The organism is Bacteroides sp. ZJ-18, from assembly GCF_011038705.2.
Taxonomy (GTDB): Bacteria; Bacteroidota; Bacteroidia; order Bacteroidales; family Bacteroidaceae; genus Bacteroides; species Bacteroides hominis.
Window position 1 is genome coordinate 4,648,921 of sequence record NZ_CP072198.1, and the last position, 23,147, is coordinate 4,672,067.

General features: G+C 44.7%; 19 protein-coding genes. 11 read left to right on the forward strand and 8 right to left on the reverse strand.

All coding sequences use genetic code 11. The annotated features are described in order from the left end of the window. Nucleotides 1-50: 50 nt before the first annotated feature. The 4 genes from G7Y45_RS18795 to G7Y45_RS18810 form a co-directional block, all read right to left on the reverse strand. Complete coding sequence (locus G7Y45_RS18795; protein ID WP_165016639.1) at nucleotides 51-806, reverse strand: copper homeostasis protein CutC; 756 nt, start codon at nucleotides 804-806, stop codon at nucleotides 51-53. A 90-nt stretch (nucleotides 807-896) separates the two neighbouring features. Then, entirely contained in the window at nucleotides 897-2,432 is a 1,536-nt protein-coding gene (rny, locus tag G7Y45_RS18800; RefSeq protein ID WP_005808123.1) for a ribonuclease Y, read from the reverse strand. Between the two features lie 109 nt (nucleotides 2,433-2,541). Then, nucleotides 2,542-2,835, reverse strand: coding sequence for a cell division protein ZapA (locus G7Y45_RS18805; RefSeq protein WP_005781039.1), 294 nt, complete (start codon nucleotides 2,833-2,835; stop codon nucleotides 2,542-2,544). Nucleotides 2,836-2,850: 15 nt separating this feature from the next. Continuing rightward, on the reverse strand, nucleotides 2,851-3,144 hold the full coding sequence (locus G7Y45_RS18810) for a hypothetical protein (protein WP_165016637.1): 294 nt from the start codon (nucleotides 3,142-3,144) through the stop codon (nucleotides 2,851-2,853). Nucleotides 3,145-3,531: 387 nt separating this feature from the next. Between G7Y45_RS18810 and G7Y45_RS18815 the strand changes: the two genes are divergently transcribed. From G7Y45_RS18815 to G7Y45_RS18860, 10 genes are all read left to right on the forward strand, one after another. Beyond that, a complete protein-coding gene (locus tag G7Y45_RS18815) occupies nucleotides 3,532-5,820 on the forward strand; it encodes an NADP-dependent malic enzyme (RefSeq protein WP_005781044.1) in 2,289 nt (762 codons plus the stop codon). Further along, on the forward strand, nucleotides 5,817-5,993 hold the full coding sequence (locus G7Y45_RS18820) for a hypothetical protein (protein WP_002562412.1): 177 nt from the start codon (nucleotides 5,817-5,819) through the stop codon (nucleotides 5,991-5,993). Before G7Y45_RS18815 ends, G7Y45_RS18820 begins: the two co-directional genes overlap by 4 nt. 165 nt (nucleotides 5,994-6,158) lie before the next feature. Continuing rightward, nucleotides 6,159-7,493: an NADP-specific glutamate dehydrogenase gene (locus G7Y45_RS18825; protein WP_005781046.1), complete on the forward strand. Its 1,335-nt coding sequence runs from the start codon at nucleotides 6,159-6,161 to the stop codon at nucleotides 7,491-7,493. Between the two features lie 451 nt (nucleotides 7,494-7,944). Beyond that, nucleotides 7,945-8,481 (forward strand): RNA polymerase sigma-70 factor, encoded by a 537-nt coding sequence (locus G7Y45_RS18830; protein WP_005781047.1) that lies wholly within the window; start codon nucleotides 7,945-7,947, stop codon nucleotides 8,479-8,481. A 46-nt stretch (nucleotides 8,482-8,527) separates the two neighbouring features. Then, complete coding sequence (locus tag G7Y45_RS18835) at nucleotides 8,528-9,517, forward strand: FecR family protein (protein WP_165016635.1); 990 nt, start codon at nucleotides 8,528-8,530, stop codon at nucleotides 9,515-9,517. Nucleotides 9,518-9,697: 180 nt separating this feature from the next. Further along, nucleotides 9,698-12,967 (forward strand): SusC/RagA family TonB-linked outer membrane protein, encoded by a 3,270-nt coding sequence (locus G7Y45_RS18840; RefSeq protein WP_165016633.1) that lies wholly within the window; start codon nucleotides 9,698-9,700, stop codon nucleotides 12,965-12,967. Nucleotides 12,968-12,987: 20 nt separating this feature from the next. Then, the gene (locus tag G7Y45_RS18845) at nucleotides 12,988-14,616 is read left to right on the forward strand and encodes a RagB/SusD family nutrient uptake outer membrane protein (protein WP_165016631.1); all 1,629 of its coding nucleotides are present in this window, start codon (nucleotides 12,988-12,990) and stop codon (nucleotides 14,614-14,616) included. 31 nt (nucleotides 14,617-14,647) lie between these two features. Next, entirely contained in the window at nucleotides 14,648-15,688 is a 1,041-nt protein-coding gene (locus tag G7Y45_RS18850) for an endo-beta-N-acetylglucosaminidase family protein (RefSeq protein WP_165016629.1), read from the forward strand. A 23-nt stretch (nucleotides 15,689-15,711) separates the two neighbouring features. After that, nucleotides 15,712-16,893 (forward strand): DUF1735 and LamG domain-containing protein, encoded by a 1,182-nt coding sequence (locus G7Y45_RS18855; protein WP_165016628.1) that lies wholly within the window; start codon nucleotides 15,712-15,714, stop codon nucleotides 16,891-16,893. Between the two features lie 13 nt (nucleotides 16,894-16,906). Further along, nucleotides 16,907-17,938 carry a BT_3987 domain-containing protein gene (locus G7Y45_RS18860; RefSeq protein ID WP_165016626.1) on the forward strand — a complete coding sequence of 344 codons (1,032 nt, stop codon included), beginning with the start codon at nucleotides 16,907-16,909 and terminating at the stop codon, nucleotides 17,936-17,938. Nucleotides 17,939-18,106: 168 nt separating this feature from the next. On the opposite strand, the gene G7Y45_RS18865 is transcribed toward G7Y45_RS18860, so the two are convergent. Next, a complete protein-coding gene (locus tag G7Y45_RS18865) occupies nucleotides 18,107-18,427 on the reverse strand; it encodes a hypothetical protein (RefSeq protein ID WP_165016624.1) in 321 nt (106 codons plus the stop codon). 200 nt (nucleotides 18,428-18,627) lie between these two features. Between G7Y45_RS18865 and G7Y45_RS18870 the strand changes: the two genes are divergently transcribed. Beyond that, complete coding sequence (locus tag G7Y45_RS18870; RefSeq protein ID WP_005808133.1) at nucleotides 18,628-19,086, forward strand: helix-turn-helix domain-containing protein; 459 nt, start codon at nucleotides 18,628-18,630, stop codon at nucleotides 19,084-19,086. Nucleotides 19,087-20,071: 985 nt separating this feature from the next. Here the strand turns inward: G7Y45_RS18870 and G7Y45_RS18875 are convergent. From G7Y45_RS18875 to G7Y45_RS18885, 3 genes are all read right to left on the reverse strand, one after another. Continuing rightward, the gene (locus G7Y45_RS18875) at nucleotides 20,072-20,245 is read right to left on the reverse strand and encodes a hypothetical protein (RefSeq protein WP_165016622.1); all 174 of its coding nucleotides are present in this window, start codon (nucleotides 20,243-20,245) and stop codon (nucleotides 20,072-20,074) included. A 104-nt stretch (nucleotides 20,246-20,349) separates the two neighbouring features. After that, nucleotides 20,350-21,027 (reverse strand): DUF4493 domain-containing protein, encoded by a 678-nt coding sequence (locus G7Y45_RS18880; protein WP_165016620.1) that lies wholly within the window; start codon nucleotides 21,025-21,027, stop codon nucleotides 20,350-20,352. 2 nt (nucleotides 21,028-21,029) lie between these two features. Beyond that, nucleotides 21,030-23,141, reverse strand: a complete 2,112-nt coding sequence (locus G7Y45_RS18885) for a DUF4493 domain-containing protein (RefSeq protein ID WP_165016618.1) — start codon at nucleotides 23,139-23,141, stop codon at nucleotides 21,030-21,032. Between the last annotated feature and the right edge of the window lie 6 nt (nucleotides 23,142-23,147).

Below are 23,147 nucleotides of genomic sequence, written 5' to 3' on the forward strand. Positions count from 1 at the left end.
AACTAACAACTTACAAGGTTGCTTTGTTTCAGGCTGCCACAACTACACTGTCAGATGACAGAAGTGAGGTTTCCAATCGTATCCTTCACACGCTTCACAGTTGTCACATTCCGCTCATACTCGCTGATATGAACAGTTCCTCCCATAGATACAGCCTCGTTCTTGTATGCCATTCCGCTTTTGATACTCTCCCGTGCGGAGAAATGGAATTCCTGAATACCGGTCTCTTTTGCAATCCGGCAGATATTCTTTTCGTTCACCCCACAACCTGCAAGGAGAATGATTCTGCCGTTCGCCCTTTCACGGAGTTCCTTCAACAAAGGTATGCCAAGTTCAGCCGTTGCCTGTTGCCCCGAAGTCAGAATACGGTCACATCCCAGGTTAATTATCTGCTCCAAAGCCTTAGATGCATCACGGCACACATCGAATGCCCGGTGGAAAGTGACGGACAAACCTTCAGAAGCTTCCATCAACTGTTCCATCACCGGCACATCTATCTCTCCGTTTGCTGTCAGGCATCCAAACACCACCCCATCAGCTCCAAGTCGACGAGCCATTTCAATATCCTTCAACATAGTCTTTATTTCGATGGGAGAATAAAGAAAATCTCCTCCACGCGGACGGATAATGACATGCAACCGTGTAGTTGTCAGCACCTCACGTGCCATCGCGATTTCGCCATACGAGGGAGTCGTTCCGCCCTCCGGGATGCCTGCACAAAGTTCCACGCGGTTTGCTCCACCTTCCTGTGCAGCAATGCAACTCTCTACGGAGTTGGTACAAACTTCAAATAGGTAGTTCTTCATATTTCATGAATATTAAAATAACTGTTTAACGAGGAATTAAAAAAGGGCGAATTGCTTCGCCCTTATCATAAACATTTTCTTTTTCAGTCTTTATTTTGCAAAGCTCACCGCACGTGTTTCGCGGATAACGGTTATCTTCACCTGTCCCGGGTAAGTCATCTCATCCTGAATCTTCTTCGCAATTTCACCCGACAGATTTTCCGTCTGCTTGTCGTCTATTTTGTCTGCCCCGACAATAACACGAAGCTCGCGTCCTGCCTGGATAGCATAAGTCTTGGTTACACCCGGATAAGACATAGCCAACTGTTCCAGATCGTTCAGACGCTTGATGTAAGCCTCAACAATTTCGCGGCGTGCACCCGGACGTGCTCCGGAGATGGCATCACACACCTGTACGATAGGCGCAAGCAGGCTGGTCATCTCTACTTCATCGTGGTGGGCACCGATAGCGTTACAAATATCCGGTTTTTCCTTGAATTTCTCAGCAAGTTTCATACCCAGCAAAGCGTGTGGCAATTCCGGTTCTTCATCGGGCACCTTACCAATATCATGCAACAATCCGGCACGTTTTGCTTTCTTCGGATTCAAGCCCAGTTCAGAGGCCATCACAGCACAAAGGTTGGCAGTCTCACGTGCATGCTGCAACAGGTTCTGTCCATAAGATGAACGATATTTCATCTTACCGATGATTCGAATCAGTTCCGGATGCAATCCGTGGATACCTAAGTCGATGGTAGTACGTTTACCTGTTTCAATAATTTCTTCTTCCACTTGTTTACGCACTTTGGCAACCACCTCTTCGATGCGTGCCGGGTGAATACGTCCGTCAGTAACCAACTGGTGCAATGCCAGACGGGCTATTTCACGACGAACGGGGTCGAATGCGGAAAGAACAATTGCTTCAGGAGTATCGTCTACTACGATTTCAACTCCGGTAGCAGCTTCAAGAGCACGGATATTACGGCCTTCACGTCCGATGATACGTCCCTTGATTTCATCCGATTCAATATGGAATACAGTTACAGAATTCTCGATGGCAGTTTCCGTAGCCACACGTTGTATCGACTGTATCACGATGCGTTTAGCCTCTTTACTTGCAGTCAGTTTGGCATCGTCCATGATATCATTGATATAAGACTGCGCCTGAGTCTTTGCCTCTTCTTTCAACGACTCTACCAAGCGTTCTTTTGCCTCTTCGGCCGACAACCCGGAAAGTGCTTCCAGTTTTTCAATTTCCTGATGCTGGAGTTTGTCCAGTTCCTCTTTCTTTTTATCCACGATTCCCAACTGTGCTTCCAGATTCTCTCTGACAGCATCGGCTTCGGCTCTTTTACGCTGAATCTCTTCCTGACGCTGGCTCAGCACCATTTCACGTTGTTTCAGCTTATTTTCGGCCTGTTGGATCTTTTGGTTACGCAGGGCTACCTCCTTTTCCAAATCTGCTTTCTTATTGAGAAACTTCTCTTTTACTTCCAGCAGTTTGTTCTTCTTAATCACTTCTGCTTCTGTCTCTGCTTCTTTCAGGACATTATCATATTTGGCCTTCAGTCCGTATTTAAACAATACGTACGATAAGATTCCTCCTACGATGAAGCATGCAATGGATGCTACTATTGTTACTAACATTGTAATTTAATTTAAATATAAATAAAAACGCACTGCCAAATACTCGAAAGCTTCTTCTTCCGGGCATCTTTAGCAGTGCGTGGATTTTCTTTTATAAAAATGGAAACAGTTATTCCTCGTTCCTGAAATACTCTTCCAGCATTTCTGTAAGTTCTTCTATCTTGGCCGTATACGGTTGGGTATCATTACGTTGCAGCAGATGCAGCTTTTCCAGTGAAAACTGATATGCCACCATAGCTATAATCTTTTCCGGAGCTATGTTCCTGTAGTGCTCCCGATACGCATTGAGCCTGATATTTACCTGCTTTGCCGCTTCTCTTACGGTCTCTTCCTCGTCACGATTGATGGTGAGGGGATAATAAGAATCTGCTATTTGCAGGTTTATTTTTATTTTATCGTTCATACATCCTTTTTTATGTTATTCATTCAACAAAGCGATGCATTTATCGACTTCACGCACTAATTTAGACAATCGCAGCTTCGTCTCTTTTACGTCGCTGCCGTTAAGGCTGATTGCCGTAGCTGTTTTTAGGTCTGTGTAGTTTGATTCTAACGCTTTGTATTCAGCTTTCACCTTTTCGAGTTCGGCCTTCTCTTCTTCGAGAAGTTGCTTTAACTCAGCATTTTCGCGCTTTAATTCATCATGCAGATAGATTAAATGCCGCAGCCTTGCTTCAAAGGTACTTAATAGCTTCTTTTCTTCTTCTGTCATCACTACACCAAAATTGTACACAAAAATACGATTAACTCTGATATTACAAAAACTTTTCGGCGGAAAATAGTCATTTATAGTGAAAATAGTTGTCCGAGGCAACTTTTATTTATTTTTTTTAGCTATATGTCTTCTATTATAAGGATATTTATTTTCTGCACACAAACGTTCATTATAGAAAAGAGTATGGGTATAAATACAATTATTCAGAATCATCATCTCGTTTGTAATAAATATGCAGAAAGAAGAGAAAAAGCTGGATACATTTTCATCTTTTTGTGCCTTTTTGTTATTAATTTAATAGAATTTATATCAAATAGACTACGATTCCGAAGTTTTATTCCTACATTTGCGGGCAAATGATAACCTTTATAAAAACGCATAATCATGGCTAAAATAACCAAAGAAGCCGCTTTGCTCTATCACTCACAGGGCAAACCCGGTAAAATTGAGGTAGTACCTACCAAACCCTACAGTACACAAACCGACTTATCTCTCGCTTACTCTCCCGGTGTGGCAGAACCATGCCTCGAAATAGAAAAGAACCCACAGGATGCTTATAAATATACAGCCAAAGGTAATCTGGTAGCCGTAATCTCAAACGGTACAGCAGTTTTGGGATTGGGCGACATCGGCGCCTTAAGCGGTAAACCGGTAATGGAAGGTAAAGGTTTACTTTTCAAAATCTATGCAGGTATCGATGTGTTCGACATCGAAGTCAACGAAAAAGATCCTGATAAATTTATCGAAGCCGTAAAAGCCATCGCTCCTACTTTCGGAGGTATCAACCTGGAAGATATCAAAGCACCCGAATGTTTTGAGATAGAACGCCGCCTGAAAGAAGAGCTCGACATCCCTGTGATGCACGACGACCAACACGGAACGGCCATCATCTCGAGTGCCGGACTGGTAAACGCCTTGCAAGTGGCCGGTAAGAAGATAGAAGATGTGAAAATCGTTGTCAATGGTGCAGGTGCTTCCGCCGTATCGTGCACGAAGCTCTACGTATCATTGGGCGCCCGCCTCGAAAATATCGTCATGCTCGACAGCAAAGGCGTTATCAGCAAGGCACGCACCGACTTGAACGAACAGAAACGTTATTTCGCAACCGACCGTACCGACATTCATACACTGGCCGAAGCAATCAAGGGAGCAGACGTATTCCTCGGCCTGTCAAAAGGAAATGTATTATCTCAGGATATGGTGCGCAGCATGGCCTCCTCGCCCATCGTGTTCGCTTTGGCAAACCCCACACCCGAGATTTCATATGAAGACGCCATGGCTGCCCGTCCCGACGTATTGATGGCAACCGGACGTTCGGACTATCCGAACCAGATTAATAATGTAATCGGTTTCCCGTATATCTTCCGCGGAGCGCTCGACACTCAGGCAAAAGCAATCAACGAAGAGATGAAGATTGCCGCCGTACACGCCATTGCCAATCTGGCCAAACAACCCGTGCCCGATGTGGTGAACGAAGCTTACCATGTGAACAACTTCACTTTCGGTCCGGAATACTTTATCCCGAAACCGGTAGATCCGCGTCTGATTACGGAAGTATCTATCGCCGTGGCCCGTGCCGCTATGGAGAGTGGTGTGGCCCGCAAGAATATCGAGAACTGGGATGAATATAAAACGCATCTCCGCGAATTGATGGGACAGGAATCCCAGTTGACCCGCCAGCTCTACGATACCGCCCGCCGCAACCCGCAACGTGTGGTATTTGCCGAAGGCGGACACCCCAACATGCTGAAAGCCGCTGTCGAAGCTAAATCGGAAGGAATCTGCCACCCTATTATATTAGGTAACGAAGAACGCATCGAGAAACTGGCCAAGGAACTCGACCTGAGCCTGGACGGAATCGAAATCATCAACCTTCGCCACGACCGTGAGGCAGAACGACGCGAACGTTATGCCCACATCCTCTCTCAGAAACGTGCCCGCGAAGGTGCTACATACGAAGAAGCCAACGACAAGATGTTCGAGCGCAACTACTTCGGTATGATGATGGTTGAAACCGGAGACGCGGATGCTTTCATCACCGGATTATACACCAAATACAGCAATACCATCAAAGTAGCGAAAGAAGTTATCGGCATCCGTCCGGAATACAAGCATTTCGGAACCATGCACATCCTGAATTCCAAAAAGGGAACTTACTTCCTGGCTGACACTTTGATCAACCGCCATCCGGATACTTCCACTCTGATAGATATAGCCAAGCTGGCCGACCAAACTGTCAGATTCTTCAATCATACCCCGGTGATCTCCATGCTGAGCTATTCTAACTTCGGTTCCGACCAGGCAGGAAGCCCGCTGAAGGTACACGAAGCAGTAGCTTATATGCAGAAAGAATATCCCGAACTGGCTATTGACGGTGAAATGCAGGTGAATTTTGCCATGAACCGCGAACTCCGTGACTCCAAGTACCCCTTCACCCGCCTCAACGGAAAGGATGTGAATACATTGGTATTCCCCAACCTAAGCTCTGCCAATGCAGGATATCAGTTGTTGCAGGCCATGGACCCGGATACCGAATTTATCGGCCCGATCCAAATGGGGCTGAACAAACCGATCCATTTTACAGATATCGAAAGCTCGGTACGCGACATCGTGAACATCACCGCCGTGGCTGTTATCGACGCTATTGTAGAAAAGAAAAAAGCTAATAAATGAAACGTCCTTTATCCAAATCACAAATAGTTTGTATCATTCTGCTTTGGGTGGCGCTTTGTTACATAGTATTGGTATACGCCGAACGTATTGACGGTCCTACCATACTTATGCTTATCATTTCGGCAGCATTAGTCTTTATTCCCGTCTACAAATCACTTAAAAAGAATAAATAATATCTTTTTATTCCTTTTTTGCGGCATAAAATATCAATTTTGATGTTTTATGCCGTTTTTCTTTATAAAATGCTTGTTAGTTCGATTTTTATGTTTACTTTTGCAACGTCATCAACAGAGAGACGATAGAATTTAAAAACAATCATATTAAAAGAAAAAAGAATTATGAATGCAGCTAAGGTATTAGAAGATTTGAAGAGAAGGTTCCCCAACGAACCGGAGTATCATCAGGCAGTAGAAGAAGTTCTTTCTACGATTGAAGAAGAATACAACCAACATCCTGAATTCGACAAAGCCAATCTGATTGAACGTCTTTGCATTCCAGACAGAGTATACCAGTTCCGTGTGACTTGGGTAGACGATAAAGGCAACGTGCAGACCAACATGGGGTACCGTGTTCAGCACAACAACGCCATCGGCCCGTACAAAGGAGGTATCCGCTTCCATGCTTCTGTAAACCTTGGTATTCTTAAATTCCTTGCTTTCGAGCAAACCTTTAAAAACTCACTGACTACCCTGCCGATGGGTGGTGGTAAAGGTGGTTCGGACTTCTCTCCGCGCGGAAAGTCAAATGCCGAAGTAATGCGTTTCACTCAGGCCTTCATGCTTGAACTGTGGCGCCACATCGGTCCTGAAACCGACGTACCTGCCGGTGACATCGGTGTGGGTGGCCGCGAAGTAGGTTTCATGTTCGGTATGTACAAAAAGCTCTCTCACGAGTTCACCGGAACATTCACCGGTAAAGGTCGCGAGTTCGGCGGTTCACTGATCCGTCCGGAAGCTACAGGTTATGGTAACATCTACTTCCTGATGGAAATGCTGAAGACAAAAGGAACTGACCTGAAAGGTAAAGTCTGTCTGATCTCTGGTTCGGGTAACGTGGCTCAGTATACCGCCGAAAAAGTGTTGGAACTGGGCGGTAAAGTGGTTACCATGTCTGATTCCGATGGTTACATCTACGATCCGGACGGTATTGACCGCGCTAAACTGGACTACATCATGGAGCTGAAGAACCTCTACCGCGGACGCATCCGCGAATATGCCGAAACTTACGGATGTAAATACGTTGAAGGAGCCCGTCCCTGGGGTGAGAAAGGCGATATCGCATTGCCTTCGGCCACTCAGAACGAACTTAACGGTGACGATGCACGCAAACTGGTTGCCAACGGTGTCATGGCAGTATCCGAAGGTGCCAACATGCCTTCTACTCCGGAAGCTATCAAAGTGTTCCAGGATGCCAAGATCCTGTATGCTCCGGGTAAAGCAGCCAATGCGGGTGGTGTATCCGTTTCAGGATTGGAAATGACCCAGAACTCTATCAAACTGAGCTGGAGCTCTGAAGAGGTAGACGAAAAGCTGAAGAGCATCATGAAGAATATCCATGAAGCTTGCGTACAATACGGTACAGAACCGGACGGATACGTAAACTATGTGAAAGGTGCTAACGTGGCCGGATTTATGAAGGTTGCCAAAGCAATGATGGCACAGGGAATCTTATAATCAGCAAAGAATTCAATCATAATGTCATAGTAGAAGTCCCCGTATCTCTGTAACAGGAGTACGGGGATTTTCATTTCAAACTGTCAATGCAAGTGCTTGAAGAGAAAGAGCACAAAGATGGGATACTAAAAAATGTACTCAAGCTCCGGAACAGCAAAATAAAATATCTCCTTATTCAACATCACCTCCGCATTCCATTAATCGTTCAGCAACAAAAAAAATAATATTAACAGACTATTTAAACAGACAGTCCGGACAGTTTGCTATAAAAGAACTTATTGACATCAAAAAAATAAAAACAATCGTCCCAATCTTTCATAAAACGAAAAAGTAATCTCTTTTTTTAGTTCATTAAAAATTTGCTTGTTTGTTTTAAACCATTTACTTTTGGAATTTTAAAAACCAAAGCCTTATTTTTGAAAAAATCACAATCAGCCTTATATTCTACTAAATGATTTTAAATAACGAGCCTAAGAAGAAGAAATTTGAGCAGTTTTTCATTATGACTTACCCAAAAGTCAAAGCGTTTGCATGGAAATTGTTGAAATCAGAAGAAGATGCAGAAGATATTGCCCAAGATATATTCGCAAAATTATGGACCCATCCTGAGATTTGGGAAAACCAGGAAACTTGGAACAGCTACATTTACACTATGGTCCGCAATCATATTTATAACTTTCTAAAACATAAATCAATCGAACAGACCTATCAGGAGCAATATACAAAAGAGGATCTGTCTATATCCGAAGCCGACATTCACGATCAACTTTATGCCAGGGAAAGCGAACTTCTGATGAAACTCACGATTGCCAATATGCCCGAACAGAGAAGAAAGATCTTCCGGATGAGCCGCACACAAGAAAAAAGCAATCAGGAAATTGCCGATGAACTGAATATTTCAGTTCGTACGGTAGAGCGTCACATCTATTTGGCATTAATCGACTTAAAAAAAGTGCTCCTCACCCTATTTTTTTTCTACATCGGTTGAGTAATCAGCCACAACTAATTGTCTTATCTATATAAAGGCTATAAAAATGAAGAATTATATTCAGAGAATCATCCGTTTGTTTGCCGCTTCCGATCCCGACAAAAAAGTCACCGGAGAGATCCATCAATGGTTGCTCGACCAGGAACATACCGAGGAAAAGGAAACGGCCCTGCACGACTTATGGAACGAAACGGAAGGAAAGGTCGACCAGACCACCTGGGACTCTCTCGCATCAGTATATGCCAAAGTCGGAGCCAACTCCGGAGGCAGACATCAGCCACGCATCCGTTTTGCATATTACGCGGCTGCCATAGCGTTGTTGATCGTGTCTGTTTCGGTTACTTTTCAAATGACCAAACAGCACTTCACCGAGACTCCCCTAATTGAGAACATAACACCGGACGGGCGCCTGAGCACCCTCCGGCTTCCGGACGGCAGTATAGTGGAAACTAACTCAGGCAGCATCCTCCTTTATCCTGAAAAGTTCAAAGGTGAAACCCGCACGGTTTACTTAATCGGTGAGGCCAACTTCAAAGTAAAGAAAAACACCGGCCAGCCTTTTATAGTCAGATCGGGCACCATGGCAGTGACAGCCTTGGGAACCGAGTTCAATGTCGCCGCTTATCCGGGAGAGAACGAAATGATTGCAACCCTGATTCATGGAAAAATAAAAGTGGAATGCGACAATGGAAAAGAGAGTTATATTGTCACTCCCGGACAACAGGTCACTTACCATAAGAGCACGGGAAAAAGCAAGCTCGCCGAAGCAAATATTGAAGACGTTACGGCCTGGCAAAAAGGGATGTACGTATTCAGAGGAGTTACTATGTCGGCAATTCTAAACGAACTGGAAAGACGCTACGCAGTCACCTTCCAGTATAACGCCAATTTATTTAATGATGATAAATTCAACTTCCGTTTCCGTGAGAAATCCACTTTAGAAGATATCCTGAATATCATGCAGGAAGTCGTGGGAGGATTCAACCATGAACTGAAGGGAAATATATGTTACATTAAACGGGATGCAAAAAAATAAAATGATTTAGTATATTTATTTGTTTAACCTTAAAAACAACTATTTAGCATGTAAAAAAGTATCCGGAAAGAGGCGGCCACCTAATTCCGGATATGAAATCTGAATTCTTAGCGTTAAAGCTTATGCTTTACTTTTTGGGAAATAAATATTATGATTTAACACTAAAATTCGTTCAAATCTATGAATTTTTATCGATTAAAGTCTATTTTTTTTATAATTTTTAGCTGTTTTATTCTACAAACAGCTGCCTTTGCTCAAAACAACGTAAAAATAACGATCAAAAAAAAGAATATCACGTTGCAGGAAGCATTGCGGGAAGTTGAGAAACAATCTGATTATCTGATTGCTTTCAACGAATCCAAACTTGAGAAAACCAAACGCGTTAACCTGAATATTAATGCTGAATCTCTGGATAAGACGCTGACTTCTATCCTGTCCGGAACAGGTCTTTCCTACAAAATCAAAGACAAATATATCATGATTATTCCGCAATCAAAAGTGGAAGTTGAACACAAAAAGCTGTCGGGGATAGTGAAAGATGACAAAGGAGATCCCTTGATCGGAGTCAACGTCTCATTCAAAGGCAGCCCCACAGGAACCGTCACCGGTCTTGACGGACGATTTTCCATCCTGGCTGCCAAAGGAAATGTAATTGAATTCTCCTATGTGGGCTATACCACCAAATATATTACAGTGGGTGATGCTTCTTCACTGACTGTCGTATTGGACGAAGACGCCAAAGCGCTGGACGAGGTTGTCGTCACCGCACTGGGTATCAAACGTGCAGAAAAAGCGCTGAGTTACAGTGTTCAGCAGGTAAAGTCGGATGCTATCAACAGAGTGAAAGATGCCAACTTCGTAAACGGATTAACCGGAAAAGTAGCGGGTGTGTCCATCAACCGGAGCTCCTCGGGCATCGGCGGAGCAACCCGCGTAGTCATGCGCGGGGCCAAGTCCATTGTAGGAAACAATAATGTGCTCTATGTGGTGGACGGTATGCCCATCGGCAACCCTTCAAAAGGCGAAATCAACAATGACTATAGCACTCCGGGAGGAGGTGAAGGTATTTCCGACTTCAACCCGGAGGACATCGAAAGTCTATCGATACTGACAGGTCCGGCCGCCGCAGCCCTGTATGGTTCATCGGCTGCCAACGGTGTTATCCTGATTAACACCAAGAAAGGGCAGGAAGGCAAACTGAAAATCTCGATCTCCAACAATACGGAGTTTATGACCCCGTATGTAATGCCGGAATTTCAAAACCGATACGGTAATGCAAAAGGATCATACAAGAGTTGGGGTGAGATGCTGCAACAGCCTTCAACGTTCCGCCCGAAAGACTTCTTCAAGACAGGCGCCAATATCATGAATGCCGCCAATTTTTCAGTAGGAAACAAAAATAATCAAACGTTTGTATCGGTGGCAACAACAAACTCCACCGGCATCATTCCCAACAACGAATACTATCGTTACAACTTCACATTACGCAACACCGCGAGTATGCTGAATGACAAACTCCATCTCGACCTGGGAGCCAGTTATGTTCTGCAGGGAGACCAGAATATGCTGTCGGCAGGGCGTTACTTTAATCCGCTGGTACCTCTGTATCTCTTTCCGCGGGGTGAAGATTTCGAAGCAGTCAAGGTGTACGAGCGCTATGACACCAACCGAAAATTCCCCATACAGGAATGGTCTTATGGCGATCAGGGCCTGAATCTGGAAAACCCGTACTGGATTGTGAACCGCGAAATGTTTGTTTCCAAAAAGAAACGTTACATGTTTTATGCCAACGTAAAATACGACATTCTGAGCTGGCTGAACATAGCAGGACGTATACGTGTGGATAACACCAACACTACTTCCGAGCGCAAATTACACGCTTCGACAATCAAGCTGCATGCCCAATCGGACAAAGGAGCCTACAACCGGAGCATGGAAGAATATCAGCAGACCTATGCGGATATTATGCTGAATGTGAACAAGAATTTCGGTAACTTCAACCTGACGGCAAATGCCGGATTCAGTTATGAAGATCACCTGACCACCGGCATGGGCATCGGAGGAAAACTGTTTACCGTCCCCAACCTGTTCTCTGCCTATAACTTCGATCCGGCTTCCGGACCCGGTTCGCAATCGCACACCCATACACGTAACAATTCGGTTTTTGTAAGCACCGAGCTGGGATATAAAAGCATGCTTTACCTTACACTTACCGGACGACAGGAATGGGCTTCCCAATTAGTCAACTCTGACCAGCCCACCTATTTCTATCCTTCCGTCGGAGTGTCGGGCGTAATCTCCGAAATGGTAAGTCTGCCTAAATTCATTTCATTCTGGAAGATGAGAGCTTCCTTCGCCGAAGTAGGAGGACCGATCAATTATACCGGATTGACTCCCGGAACCGTCACCGATCCCATGAAAGGCGGAGTCATCAATCCGATATCGATTTACCCTTTCCCGAACTTCAAAGCAGAACAAACCAAATCGTATGAGTTGGGAACTAACCTGAGACTTTTCAACAATAAAATCAATATCGACGCCACGGTTTATCTGACAGATACCTATAATCAGACCTTCCTCTCCAGTATGTCTCCTGCTTCGGGATATTCGGGTTTCTATGTACAGGCAGGTAAGGTACGCAACAAAGGTATCGAACTGTCATTGGGTTATAACGACCGGTTCGGAAAAGTGGGATATGCCACCAATCTGACTTACACAGCCAACCGAAATAAAATCATGAAGATGGTGCATGACTACAGGAACCCGGCGGACGGCTCGCTGTTCAGCATCACCGAACTGACCCTGCAGGATAAAGGAGGAGTTTACCTGCGGGAGAAGGACGCAATCGGGGATGTATACGTAAAAGGTATCCTTGCCAGAGGCAAAGACGGTAAACTGATCGAAGAAGAAGGAGGGTATAAAGTAGACCGCTCACAACGTATCAAGATAGGATCGGTCAACCCGGATTTTTCAATAGGCTGGAGACATAATGTAACCTGGAACAACCTTACTCTGGACCTGTTGTTCAACGGACGCTTCGGAGGTATCGTAACTTCTTCCACCCAAGCCTTCCTCGACGACTACGGTGTATCGAAAGACACTTATAAAGCGCGTCAGAACGGTGGTGTATGGGTGAACGGAACACAATATGATGCGGAAAAATATTATACGACCATCGGTGGCGAACAACTGATGGCATATTACGCGTATAAAGCGACCAACATCCGCCTTCAAGAAGCCAGCCTGAGCTATACACTGCCGGGCAAATGGTTCGGTAATGTGATCAACCGGCTGACGGTTTCCGCCATCGGACGCAATTTGTGGATGATCTATAATAAAGCTCCATTCGATCCGGAAATGACCTCTTCGACAGGTACCTATAACCGGGGAGATGTCTTTATGCCACCCAGTTTGCGTAGTGTGGGATTTAGCGTAAAGATTGAATTATAACCTTTAAAAAATGCAACACTATGAAATTAAATAAAATAAAGAATATGTGTAGAACGCTATCGGCCATAGCCCTTTTAGGTTCAACACTATGCACCTCGTGTATATCCGAAGATATCAACCGGAACCCGTTGCTCCCGACGAAAGAAGACGAAAAGATGGACGGAGTTATTTACGGAGCCTACCTGCCCAATCTTGAAAAAAGTGTAATCCCCATCGGCACCGCTTCAGAAAGTACAGAACCGGTAAACCGCTATCAGATCGGAGTAAATCTGGCCGGTGACGCCTGGGCGGGATACATGTCTCCCCGAGACAACAAATTCAACGGCAGCAAGAATTTCACCAACTATTTCATGTACGAAAACTGGGTGAACTATGTGTATTCTTTTATGGTGACGGATGTTTATTCGCCATGGATGCAGATAAAACGCATCTCGCAGGATGAAGGAACAAGAAATGACGAGATTTATGCCTTAGCCCAGATCATTAAGATCGCGGCTCTGCACCGCACTACGGATATGTTTGGCCCGATTCCCTACTCACAAGTGGGCAAAGGTTCTTTTAAAGTGGCATACGACTCTCAGGAAAGCGTATACCGCTCTTTTCTGAAAGAGCTGGAAGAGGCTGTCCAAACCTTGGACGATTACTCGAATAAGAGCAAAGAAGTATTGCCTGCCTTCGACATTGTTTATAACGGCGATGTCAATAAATGGATGCGCTTTGCCAATTCGCTGATGCTTCGCCTGGCCATCCGTGTCCGCTTTGCCGATGCAGGACTTGCCAAAGAATATGCGGAGAAAGCCGTGAAACATCCCGCAGGCATGATCGACAGCAAAGAACTGGCAGCCCAGATGGGTAAAGGGGCCGGCCTGCAAATGAAGAATCCGCTGAAAGTGATTAATGAAGAATACAATGACACCCGCATGGGAGCCACCATCTATTCTTATCTGGCAGGATATAATGACGCCCGTGCTTCCGTATACTTTGTCAACAACAATGGCTTCAAGGCCGTACGGTGCGGAATCGCCAAGTCCGGAGACGCTTACAACGGGTTCACACGCCCCAACGTGCATGAAGACGATCCCCTCTATTGGATGAAAGCGTCCGAAGTATGCTTCTTGAAAGCCGAAGGAGCATTGGCCGGATTCGATATGGGCGGCAGTGCCGGTGACTTCTACAACGCAGGCATCCGTATGTCGTTCAACGAAAATGGGCTGAGCAGTTCATCGGCCGAGAACTATCTGAAGGATCACACCCGTAAACCGGCCAATTATACCGACACCGCCAATGGTGAGTTAAGTGCAAACGCTCCAAGCAGCATCACTATCCGCTGGGAAAACGGAGCTACGGAAGAAGAAAAGCTGGAACGTATCATCACTCAAAAATATCTCGCCATCTTCCCCAACGGACAGGAAGCATGGACAGAGTGGAGACGTACCGGATATCCCCGCCAAATAGTCGTTGCCGAAAACAAAACGAACTCCGCAGTATTGATCGGAAACGGATACGATGTGGGAGGTGTAAGAAGAATGCCCTACCCCCGCACCGAGTATGAACAAAACAGCGAAAACCTGCACAATGCCATCAACCAGCATTTAGGAGGAGCAGACAATGCCGCCGCTAAAGTGTGGTGGGACAAAAAAAGCAAATAGTAATGAACCTGAAAATTAAAGAAACATGAATATGAGAAATACCATTTTTGCATTTATCGGAACGGCACTCTTAGTAAGCTTTGCCGCATGCGATGACTGGACCTCACCGGAGAAACTTGATGTGGAAAACGAAGCCGTGGGCGATCTTTATTCCAAACGGGACTCCGTAAAATGGGCTGAAGAAGATAAAAGACATAAAGAGAATGAAGTTGCCTACGAAAAATATCTGGAAAACCTGAGAGCTTACAAAAGCACCAAACACCCCATTATGTTCGGGTGGTTCAATGCCTGGCAACCGGACGGAGCGGGAAAATATCCCCGGCTGTCTCTTTTACCGGACAGTATGGATGTTGTTTCGATATGGGGAAACTGGCACTCTTTGAGCGAAGAAAAAATCAAAGAGCTGCGGAGTGTGCAGGCCAAAGGAACCAAAGTCATTATCGGCTGGATTATAGAAGACATAGGTGACCAGATAAAATGGGGGCGCGACCAATGGCCCGCCGACGACACACAAGCCATCAAAGAGTATGCGCAAGCCATCGTAGATACAATCAATAAATATGGTTACGACGGATTCGACTATGACTATGAACCCTCGTACGCATCGCCGTTCAAGCCGGGCAACCATTGCGGTAATTTGACTTCTTGCTCACGCGATTATAATAAAGAGAAAGAAATCTTGTTTATGAAGACCATGCGCGAGCTGCTGGGACCGGACAAACTGTTTCATCTGAACGGCTCTATCCATTGGCTGGACCCGCGTGCGGCACAGTATTTCGACCGTTTTGTCGTTCAATCTTACAGCGGATCGGCTTCCAGTTTCGAGAGATGGACCAATGATATCCAAAACCGGTTGAATATCAAACCCGAACAGATCATTTTTACGGAAAGTTTTCAGAACAAGCCCGGTGCACGAAGCAGATTTCCGGGCACATACGCCGGTTATGTGGCTTCCAAACAAGGCAATGTGGGAGGAATCGGAGTTTTTCATATTAACGAAGACGCATTTGAAGACGAAGCTTATGTTAATATCAGAAAAGCAATATCGATCATGAATCCTCCCGTAAAATAATTAACCTAAAAACAGTTTGAAACATGAAATGTAACGTATCTTACAAATATCTGTTTATTGCGATCGGCATACTTTGCCCGTTCTTTTCTGCCTGTGACTATGCCGACGGAGAAGGTTCAGGCTCGGAAAACGCAGTATACATGGAAACACCCGATAATAAAGGCATCGTCAACTTCACTTTAGAGCCCGATGGCGGAACAACCTATCTGACTCCCCGGCTGGCCAATATCAGCCAAAGCCCGGTGACTATACAAGTGGGTTATGACAAAGAGGCCTTGGATAAATACAACAAGGACAACGGGGCCTCGTATGAACCCCTTCCCCCCTCCGCTTTTAAACTGGCAGATGCAGAGGGAAACGACCTATCTGGCTCCGAAGGCATACGGGTACCCGCCGGTGACTTTTCAGCAAAAATAATGGTGAAAGTAGGACAACTGGATTCCAAGGATTTCCCCGACAGTAAGAAATACGCCATTCCCCTGAGCATCACGGGTGCTTCCAACTATTCGCTGATTCCCTCACAACGCAGTGCGGTCTTGCTCCTGAATCGCTCCATCCTTTCGTCAGTAGCCAAAGTCAGTGGTGGAGAAGGCATCCGGATAAAACCTGTCGGAATGCACGCAAAGGCCGAATGGACCATTCAAATGAGCGCCATCTATTCCAGCCTGACCCGAAGCAACCTGACCACAGCCTATCTAAGCAACGGAACAGGAGGAGCATTCTATACCCGTATTTCATCTACTGCCGGCATACAAGTGAAAAACGGACGCGACGGGGACGACACATGGACTCAAATGCCCCTGCAAGCGGGTAAATGGCTGCATATCACCTATGTGCACAAGGATAAGAAAACGACAGTCTATGTCAACGGAAAAGTCCAGAAGGTTTTCGAGAACAGTGCCATCACCTTTGGCGAGAACAGCATGATCGTAGTCGGAAACTCCGGTTACCGTAACGACTATCTCCGCGAGATACGTTTATGGGACAAGGCGCTGACAGAGTCGGAAATCAACGATTACTTATACCTCCCGATGGATCCGGAAACACCACATCTCATTTCGTATCTGCCACTAAGCAAAGAGGCGGGGATCAAAGACCTGAAAGCTCCCGCCGATATGGAGAATGTGACCACGAAAGCCCGTATTGAATATGTGGAAAACGTTAAATTTCCGGCAGATGAATTAGTAATTGTAAATCAAGAATAAAAAAGAGTTCAGAATGAAAAGAAGAATAAAATCCACCCCAAGCATTTTATGGGTTCTATTGCTCGTCTTGTCGGCATCGTGCAGTAAAGATGAAATACAGATAGTAGATCAGGATACAAGTTGGCAAATGGACAATAAGTATATCGAAGAAGATATCCGTGAGCAACTCGGCATCGACCCGTTCACTGATCTGGTGTACCTGGGATACTATGGCAAGCCTTATATACAGCTGGAAGCAACCAACGACCTGGTAAGTACCACCCTGGTAGGAAAGAACGAACTTTCGTTCAAAGTAAAAGTGACAAAGCCCTACAAAGAAGACATCCAGGTCAATCTTATCAAAGAAGACAAATTGATGGCCGATTTTCCTGAAATGGTGGAAGGTATCCCCCTCTTTCCGAACGAAAGCTGCACCTTTGAGGGTAGTGTGCTGAAAGCGGGTGAACTGGAAACGACAGTCAAACTGACCCTCAAGGATGTTGAGAAGTTAAACAACCTATCGGGTTATGTGATGGCAATAAAGCTGACGATGGAAGGATCGCATGAACATTTGGCAATCGCCCGGACCCGCTCGGCATACTTTGTGAAACTAAATCTTTCTATACGCCTGGACAATATCGATTCAAGCAATAAAAAGATCGAAGGAAAAGGCTTCAACAAAGAAATCGGGTTTAAATCGGATATACGACCGGAGAAATTAGGTTCGCTAAACGATGGTAACTTTACAGCCAACAACTGGTATACTTCCAACGCCCACAATTATCTGACGATTATTCTGCCGGAAAAACAGTTACTCAAAGGGTTCAGGCTGGACACCAACAAATCGACAAGTGGCTCGTATATGCTTAAGTCCTGTAGAGTGATGGTTGAAACACCGGACGGAAATTGGGTGAACCATGGAGTATTCGACCGTAAGGTCATGGATGGAACTGCTTATATAAGCTTTAAAAAACCGGTGGAATGTACTAAAGTACGTTTCGAGAATATGATGGCCTTCAATGGCAGATTTTCCGTTGATGTAAATGAAGTCACAGCTTTCCGGTAAAGCAAGATTTCATTACTTTTTATTCACACCGTGAAGGGGCGGGACTGTTAATTCATAAGTCCCGCCCCTTCCTTAAAACCATGTGACAGCACATTAATATACAAACAGGTGAAGCTGTACCCTTCTCCATATTATGCCTCTAAATGCATTTCATATCCCTTACTATCTTTAGTGAAAATGGTCTGCCATTGATCCGGCCTGATCGTCCGGCTGAGATAGTTCTCCTTCGGGAACAGCCTCAGCTACTTCACGTTCGATAATCTCCCCGATCCGTTTTCTGTTTTTGCGCAACAGATCATAAATCTCATTTTCATCAAAGCTATCCTCAAATATAATGGGATATTTTTCCGCATCTTCGTTGTCACCGTGATAAGCAAGAATATGCACTTCACCACAATGACCGTGGGAAATTACGGCGCAGTATTCTTTCAAAAGTTCAGCCAGTTTGGTGAGGAAATCAATTTCTTTAGTTGTCAGTAGTCCGATCATAGTGTGTAAATAGGATTGTTGTTATTTCAATAGCCGTAAAATAAGCGCAAAATAGTTGATTCTGCAAGCATATACACATTCCTTATATTCTATTTTTGAGCAAAGTAATATTCATTTTATTCATCTTATTCCATTTTTTCGTATATTTGCTTCGAACGGAACATTTTAACGGAAATCATTGTTCAAAAAGCAAAAAGAACATGGAAACAGAAGAAGAAATACAGAATGTAAATGTCCATCACGGACATAACATAAGGCGCACCCGGATCGAGAAAAACATCAAGCAGGACGCATTGGCAGCACTCGTAAACATGACACAACCGAATGTATCCAAATACGAGAAGATGCGGGTGATTGAGGATGAAATGCTAAATAGATTCGCAAGGGCGCTGAATGTGCCGGTGGAATATCTGAAAACGCTGGAAGAGGATGCACCTTCTGTGGTATTTGAGAATATCACAAACAATGTGCATGACAATAAAGATAGCTCAGTGCCCATTACGGGTTATAAAGGACAGGATGCCACAACTAACAGCTTCAATCCGATTGATAAAATTACCGAACTCTACGAGCGTCTTCTCAAAGAGAAAGATGAAAAATATGCCGCGCTTGAAAAACGGATTCAAAGTCTGGAACAGCAAAATAACAGCGGAAAGTAATTCCGTAAACATATCTCTCCATATAAATGGGTGTAGCCATCCGACACTTAGGGTGTAGCCATACCGGGGTTAGGGTGTAGCTATCCGTCCCGGATGGCTACACCCTAATTATTATGTGCAAGTTCCATCGGGGCGGGCATCCCTCACCCGTTTCTCCGGACAATTCTTCGATCCGGATGCATTCCACATGACATTGCATACATATATCTGTTTCCGCTAATCTATCATTAAATAAAAAAACATCATATTTGCATATTATATGATACGTTGAGTATATTGACAAAGAAGTATCCGAAGGGGGAAAGCAAAATGTCAAAATGATAATCCAATGGCTCTATATCCCGTTCTTTCGGACACGTCTCTGATGAAGTTCGGAAAAACGACTCACAGACGATTTCCCGATTATCGTTTTAACAGGTCGTTCAACTACTTCCTTATCAAATAGAAACAATAAAGGAGAATTATTCGCCGGAATCTCCTTATTAGAGTAAAATACCATTCCTTTACACACTTCGTACAGGATACTTCCCGGCGAGCAACGGGAAGAAAACACGTCCTCTTATTGCCCGATTTGCATAACAATATATGTAATCTGCCAAAACATTAGGAGATATTTAAAAAAGAAGTAAGCAAATTGGGAAAATGTAACCGTCTTTCGAAGCAAATGCTTACTTGTTTTGGGGTAAATGCTTACTTGTTTTCCGGAAAAGCAAGGCTCTACCGACTCAAAAGACCGGTTCTTCGCCTCCGGAAGTTCCTTGATATGCTTCTTTTCCCTCCGGTTCATCCGGAAAAAAAATTGGGAGAGTCAGAGGAAAGAGGTATTTCACACCTTTTTGATAGTTGAATAGGATAATAGAGAACAAAACGTTTTACCTGCCACAAAGCATACAAAGGGCACAAAGGCTTATTAATAAATAAAACCTCCATGCCCTCTGTGTACTCTGTAGTGAAAAAGGGATTTCGCAACGGTTCCTGTTTTACACTATTTTTTCTTTCCCGTTCCTTTGCCGGAATGGATATCGCCAGCACTGCCGGATGCAGCAGCTTTTTCCTTTACTTTGTCCTCAGACATCAGATGCCTGTTCTTCTCATATTCTTCATGGATCTGAACTTCCCGATTCTCCATGTCCTTCTTCAATTGCCTGTCTCTATTCATACTTTCTACGTTTTAAAGATTGGCAATATGACAAATCCGGAAGAAGAAAGTTTGGAGGTTTAAGGAAGTTTAGGAGTAACCGGACTGCTTTTCATCGACCTTCCTTACTGAACCAGGCCGATCCGGACTTTATAATTTCCGGAAGTAAGTTCCGCTCCCGATTCCTGAAGGATGGAACGCGCTTCGGAAGTCATTGTTTCTCCATCGGCATTGGTGGCGGTAAGTGTATAACTTAAATGGGTTCCACCGGTCGGGACATTAAAATATAAAAGGTCTGTCACATTACCTGTCAGGCTTGCCTGACGTCCTGTAGGACTACTTACGGTAATGGAGAAGTCTGTAAAGTTTGCCATAAATTCATCCGAATACTCAACGCCAATCCCGATATTAATTTGGGGCGCTTTCACCGAAATCAGAGTTACATCCTCTGATACAATGGCGAAAGGGTAGTCGACGCTGTAAGTGGGTGTGCCCGATTCATTGTCCGGCGCCTCGGTCTGATCGGGAGTAAAGGCCTTCAGGGTATATTCACCAACCGGAAGAACGATCCTTTTGGAAAGTTCCGCAGCTCCCGGATCGTAACTACGGACACACTCAGAACCTTGCCAGATTTCAAGCTTAAGTCCGGCATCGACGGCACGAGTGATGGGAAGCGTTTCGGTATCACAAGTGAGGATGATGTTTTCTACGCGGAGATAACCGACAGAGTGATCGGGAGTAGTTTGCTCGCTACAAGAGGCTGTAGCAAGCAAAAGGAGAAAGAGGTATATATAGGTTTTCATATTTATTTGTCGTAAATTAGTTCCACATCGTCGATGAATAATTCGTTTCCACGGAATGTCGCATCAGCAGTCTTATCTGTAGTACTCCATTTTCCTATAAATCCTTTAAGATCATCAACTGATAATGGTTCTTTAGTACCAGACTTAAACAGAACCAATAATTTGTTAGGAACAAGCCTTATCTTATCTAAATCTTCAGAATAATTGATCATTAACTTATTGTATTGATAAGAATCAATCGCACCCGTTGTAAAAGAATTCTCACCGAGAATTATATCATCATGAAGTAATTGTACTTTTATCAAAGAGACATCATTTCCTTTATTTGAAATACATTTATACCAAACACCTAAGGCTGTTGGACGGGAATTGAAACGAATGCCATACTCTCTATTTCCATCATCATCAGCATTTGTACCTAAATACAATTCACTATGCATAGCAGCTTTAGGCTTAGCAAAACCTCCCATTACATAACCAAGAGTAATTACTCTAACACCTTTACCCATATGTCCATCATCGGTTGGACGACAGCCAGAGCGTGAATTAAATGAATATGCAGTTATTCCACTTGGAGTTGAAATCCTATTTAAAGTAGCCCAGCCATCCCAACCATAAACAGTTCCACGAGATATGCCACTATCATCTCCAGCCAAAACTGTAGCACCCTCCAAACTCCCATTCTCCAACGGTGTCTGAGGATACGTTTTCACCTCCACTTTCTCTCCCGGCACTTCTCCCCTATACTTCGCTCTCACATAATAAGAGGTTCCCGGACTCAGCCCTGCCTTTCGCAAATCTCCGGGCATCGCCTCCCAACTATTACCATCGGCACTAAATTCGTAAGCAATATCGGTAAACTTATCCAAGTTACCGGTTTTCACACTATCGGCAGTAAGTGTATTCAAAGTAAACTCTTTCGTCCAAACATTGCCCGGATAATAACCCACTTTAAAGACGGGTTTCACAGTCCGGATGGTATACATCCCGGCATCACTCCAACGGTCATTTGCTTTTACGCGAACGGCTATTATATTATCCGTATCCTGTCCTCCATCGTGAGTCAACATGCCGGGAGTCACTCCCGCAAAGTCGATAACTCCCTCAGTACTTCCTGCTGCCAGGTCGGGCAACACAATATTCACAGCAGCCAAAGCCCGCCGATCTTCTTCGGAAAGCTCCGACAGCAGATATGTCTTATTCAGATGTTCCAAATGCTTATCCGCAAAGTTGAGGGCAAACTCCACATCCTGAATCGGACGCAAAGCAGTATACGAAACGCCGGCTCTCGACAAAGCGTCCGCTGTTTCCGTATAAGTCAGCACATGATTTTCATCGAAATCCTCACTGAAGACCTTAGCTTTCGGCAACCAACTGTCGGGTACGGTTTCATTGATAGTGACAGGTTCCTGCCGGGCTTCCGTAGTGACCTCAAAACCAACATTGGAAGCTTTCATGGAGAGCTTATAATTATACTTAACGCCCGCTTTCACTGTCTCGATCGGATTCAAAGCATAACTTCCCTCCTGCCCTGTTTCTACGGAAGTGCCGATCAACGCCATCGTCACCCGGCCTCCGGCTTTGAAGTAGGGATGTGTGACATCTCCCGGTTTCCAAGTAACCGACTCACTGCCTACGGTAACTTCTACATAATAATCTTTCAGGCGTTTATCAAAGACCTCTTGATTCACAATCTCAAAAGTAGCCAGCGCATTGGCTACCTTACAGCCGACGCTTACCGTTGTTGCCTTACCTTTCTCGATAGTGATGTCTTGAACTTCTCCATAATAATAGGGTGCATCCAATGCCAGTGACGGATTCTCTCCAAGATAAGCCTTCAGTTGATAACTGCCTACCTTGAATACCCTTTGATCTCCGAAATCTTTCAATGCACCTTTGTATTCGGGCACGATTGTCCCTTCTCTGTCACGCAGCAACTCAATCGTAAACTGCTGCCGCAATTCATCCGACAGTGCATCCGGCAAAGTCCGGGTAATCGCTGCTCCGTCCGTCAATACTATATTCAGGCTGCCGTTAGGCATCGTTTCTATTTCTTCCTGACACGACAGGAAAAAGAACAAACAACACACTAAAGATAAAACAGATTTATGCATAGCTCT

Coding starts and splice junctions, on each gene's coding strand:
- G7Y45_RS18825 (WP_005781046.1), top strand. CDS start 6,159: ATGAATGCAGCTAAGGTATTAGAAGATTTGAAGAGAAGGTTCCCCAAC.
- G7Y45_RS18845 (WP_165016631.1), top strand. CDS start 12,988: ATGAAATTAAATAAAATAAAGAATATGTGTAGAACGCTATCGGCCATA.
- G7Y45_RS18795 (WP_165016639.1), bottom strand. CDS start 806: ATGAAGAACTACCTATTTGAAGTTTGTACCAACTCCGTAGAGAGTTGC.
- G7Y45_RS18865 (WP_165016624.1), bottom strand. CDS start 18,427: ATGATCGGACTACTGACAACTAAAGAAATTGATTTCCTCACCAAACTG.
- G7Y45_RS18805 (WP_005781039.1), bottom strand. CDS start 2,835: ATGAACGATAAAATAAAAATAAACCTGCAAATAGCAGATTCTTATTAT.
- G7Y45_RS18880 (WP_165016620.1), bottom strand. CDS start 21,027: ATGAAAACCTATATATACCTCTTTCTCCTTTTGCTTGCTACAGCCTCT.
- G7Y45_RS18820 (WP_002562412.1), top strand. CDS start 5,817: ATGAAACGTCCTTTATCCAAATCACAAATAGTTTGTATCATTCTGCTT.
- rny (WP_005808123.1), bottom strand. CDS start 2,432: ATGTTAGTAACAATAGTAGCATCCATTGCATGCTTCATCGTAGGAGGA.
- G7Y45_RS18810 (WP_165016637.1), bottom strand. CDS start 3,144: ATGACAGAAGAAGAAAAGAAGCTATTAAGTACCTTTGAAGCAAGGCTG.
- G7Y45_RS18835 (WP_165016635.1), top strand. CDS start 8,528: ATGAAGAATTATATTCAGAGAATCATCCGTTTGTTTGCCGCTTCCGAT.
- G7Y45_RS18850 (WP_165016629.1), top strand. CDS start 14,648: ATGAGAAATACCATTTTTGCATTTATCGGAACGGCACTCTTAGTAAGC.
- G7Y45_RS18840 (WP_165016633.1), top strand. CDS start 9,698: ATGAATTTTTATCGATTAAAGTCTATTTTTTTTATAATTTTTAGCTGT.
- G7Y45_RS18855 (WP_165016628.1), top strand. CDS start 15,712: ATGAAATGTAACGTATCTTACAAATATCTGTTTATTGCGATCGGCATA.
- G7Y45_RS18875 (WP_165016622.1), bottom strand. CDS start 20,245: ATGAATAGAGACAGGCAATTGAAGAAGGACATGGAGAATCGGGAAGTT.
- G7Y45_RS18860 (WP_165016626.1), top strand. CDS start 16,907: ATGAAAAGAAGAATAAAATCCACCCCAAGCATTTTATGGGTTCTATTG.
- G7Y45_RS18815 (WP_005781044.1), top strand. CDS start 3,532: ATGGCTAAAATAACCAAAGAAGCCGCTTTGCTCTATCACTCACAGGGC.
- G7Y45_RS18870 (WP_005808133.1), top strand. CDS start 18,628: ATGGAAACAGAAGAAGAAATACAGAATGTAAATGTCCATCACGGACAT.
- G7Y45_RS18830 (WP_005781047.1), top strand. CDS start 7,945: ATGATTTTAAATAACGAGCCTAAGAAGAAGAAATTTGAGCAGTTTTTC.
- G7Y45_RS18885 (WP_165016618.1), bottom strand. CDS start 23,141: ATGCATAAATCTGTTTTATCTTTAGTGTGTTGTTTGTTCTTTTTCCTG.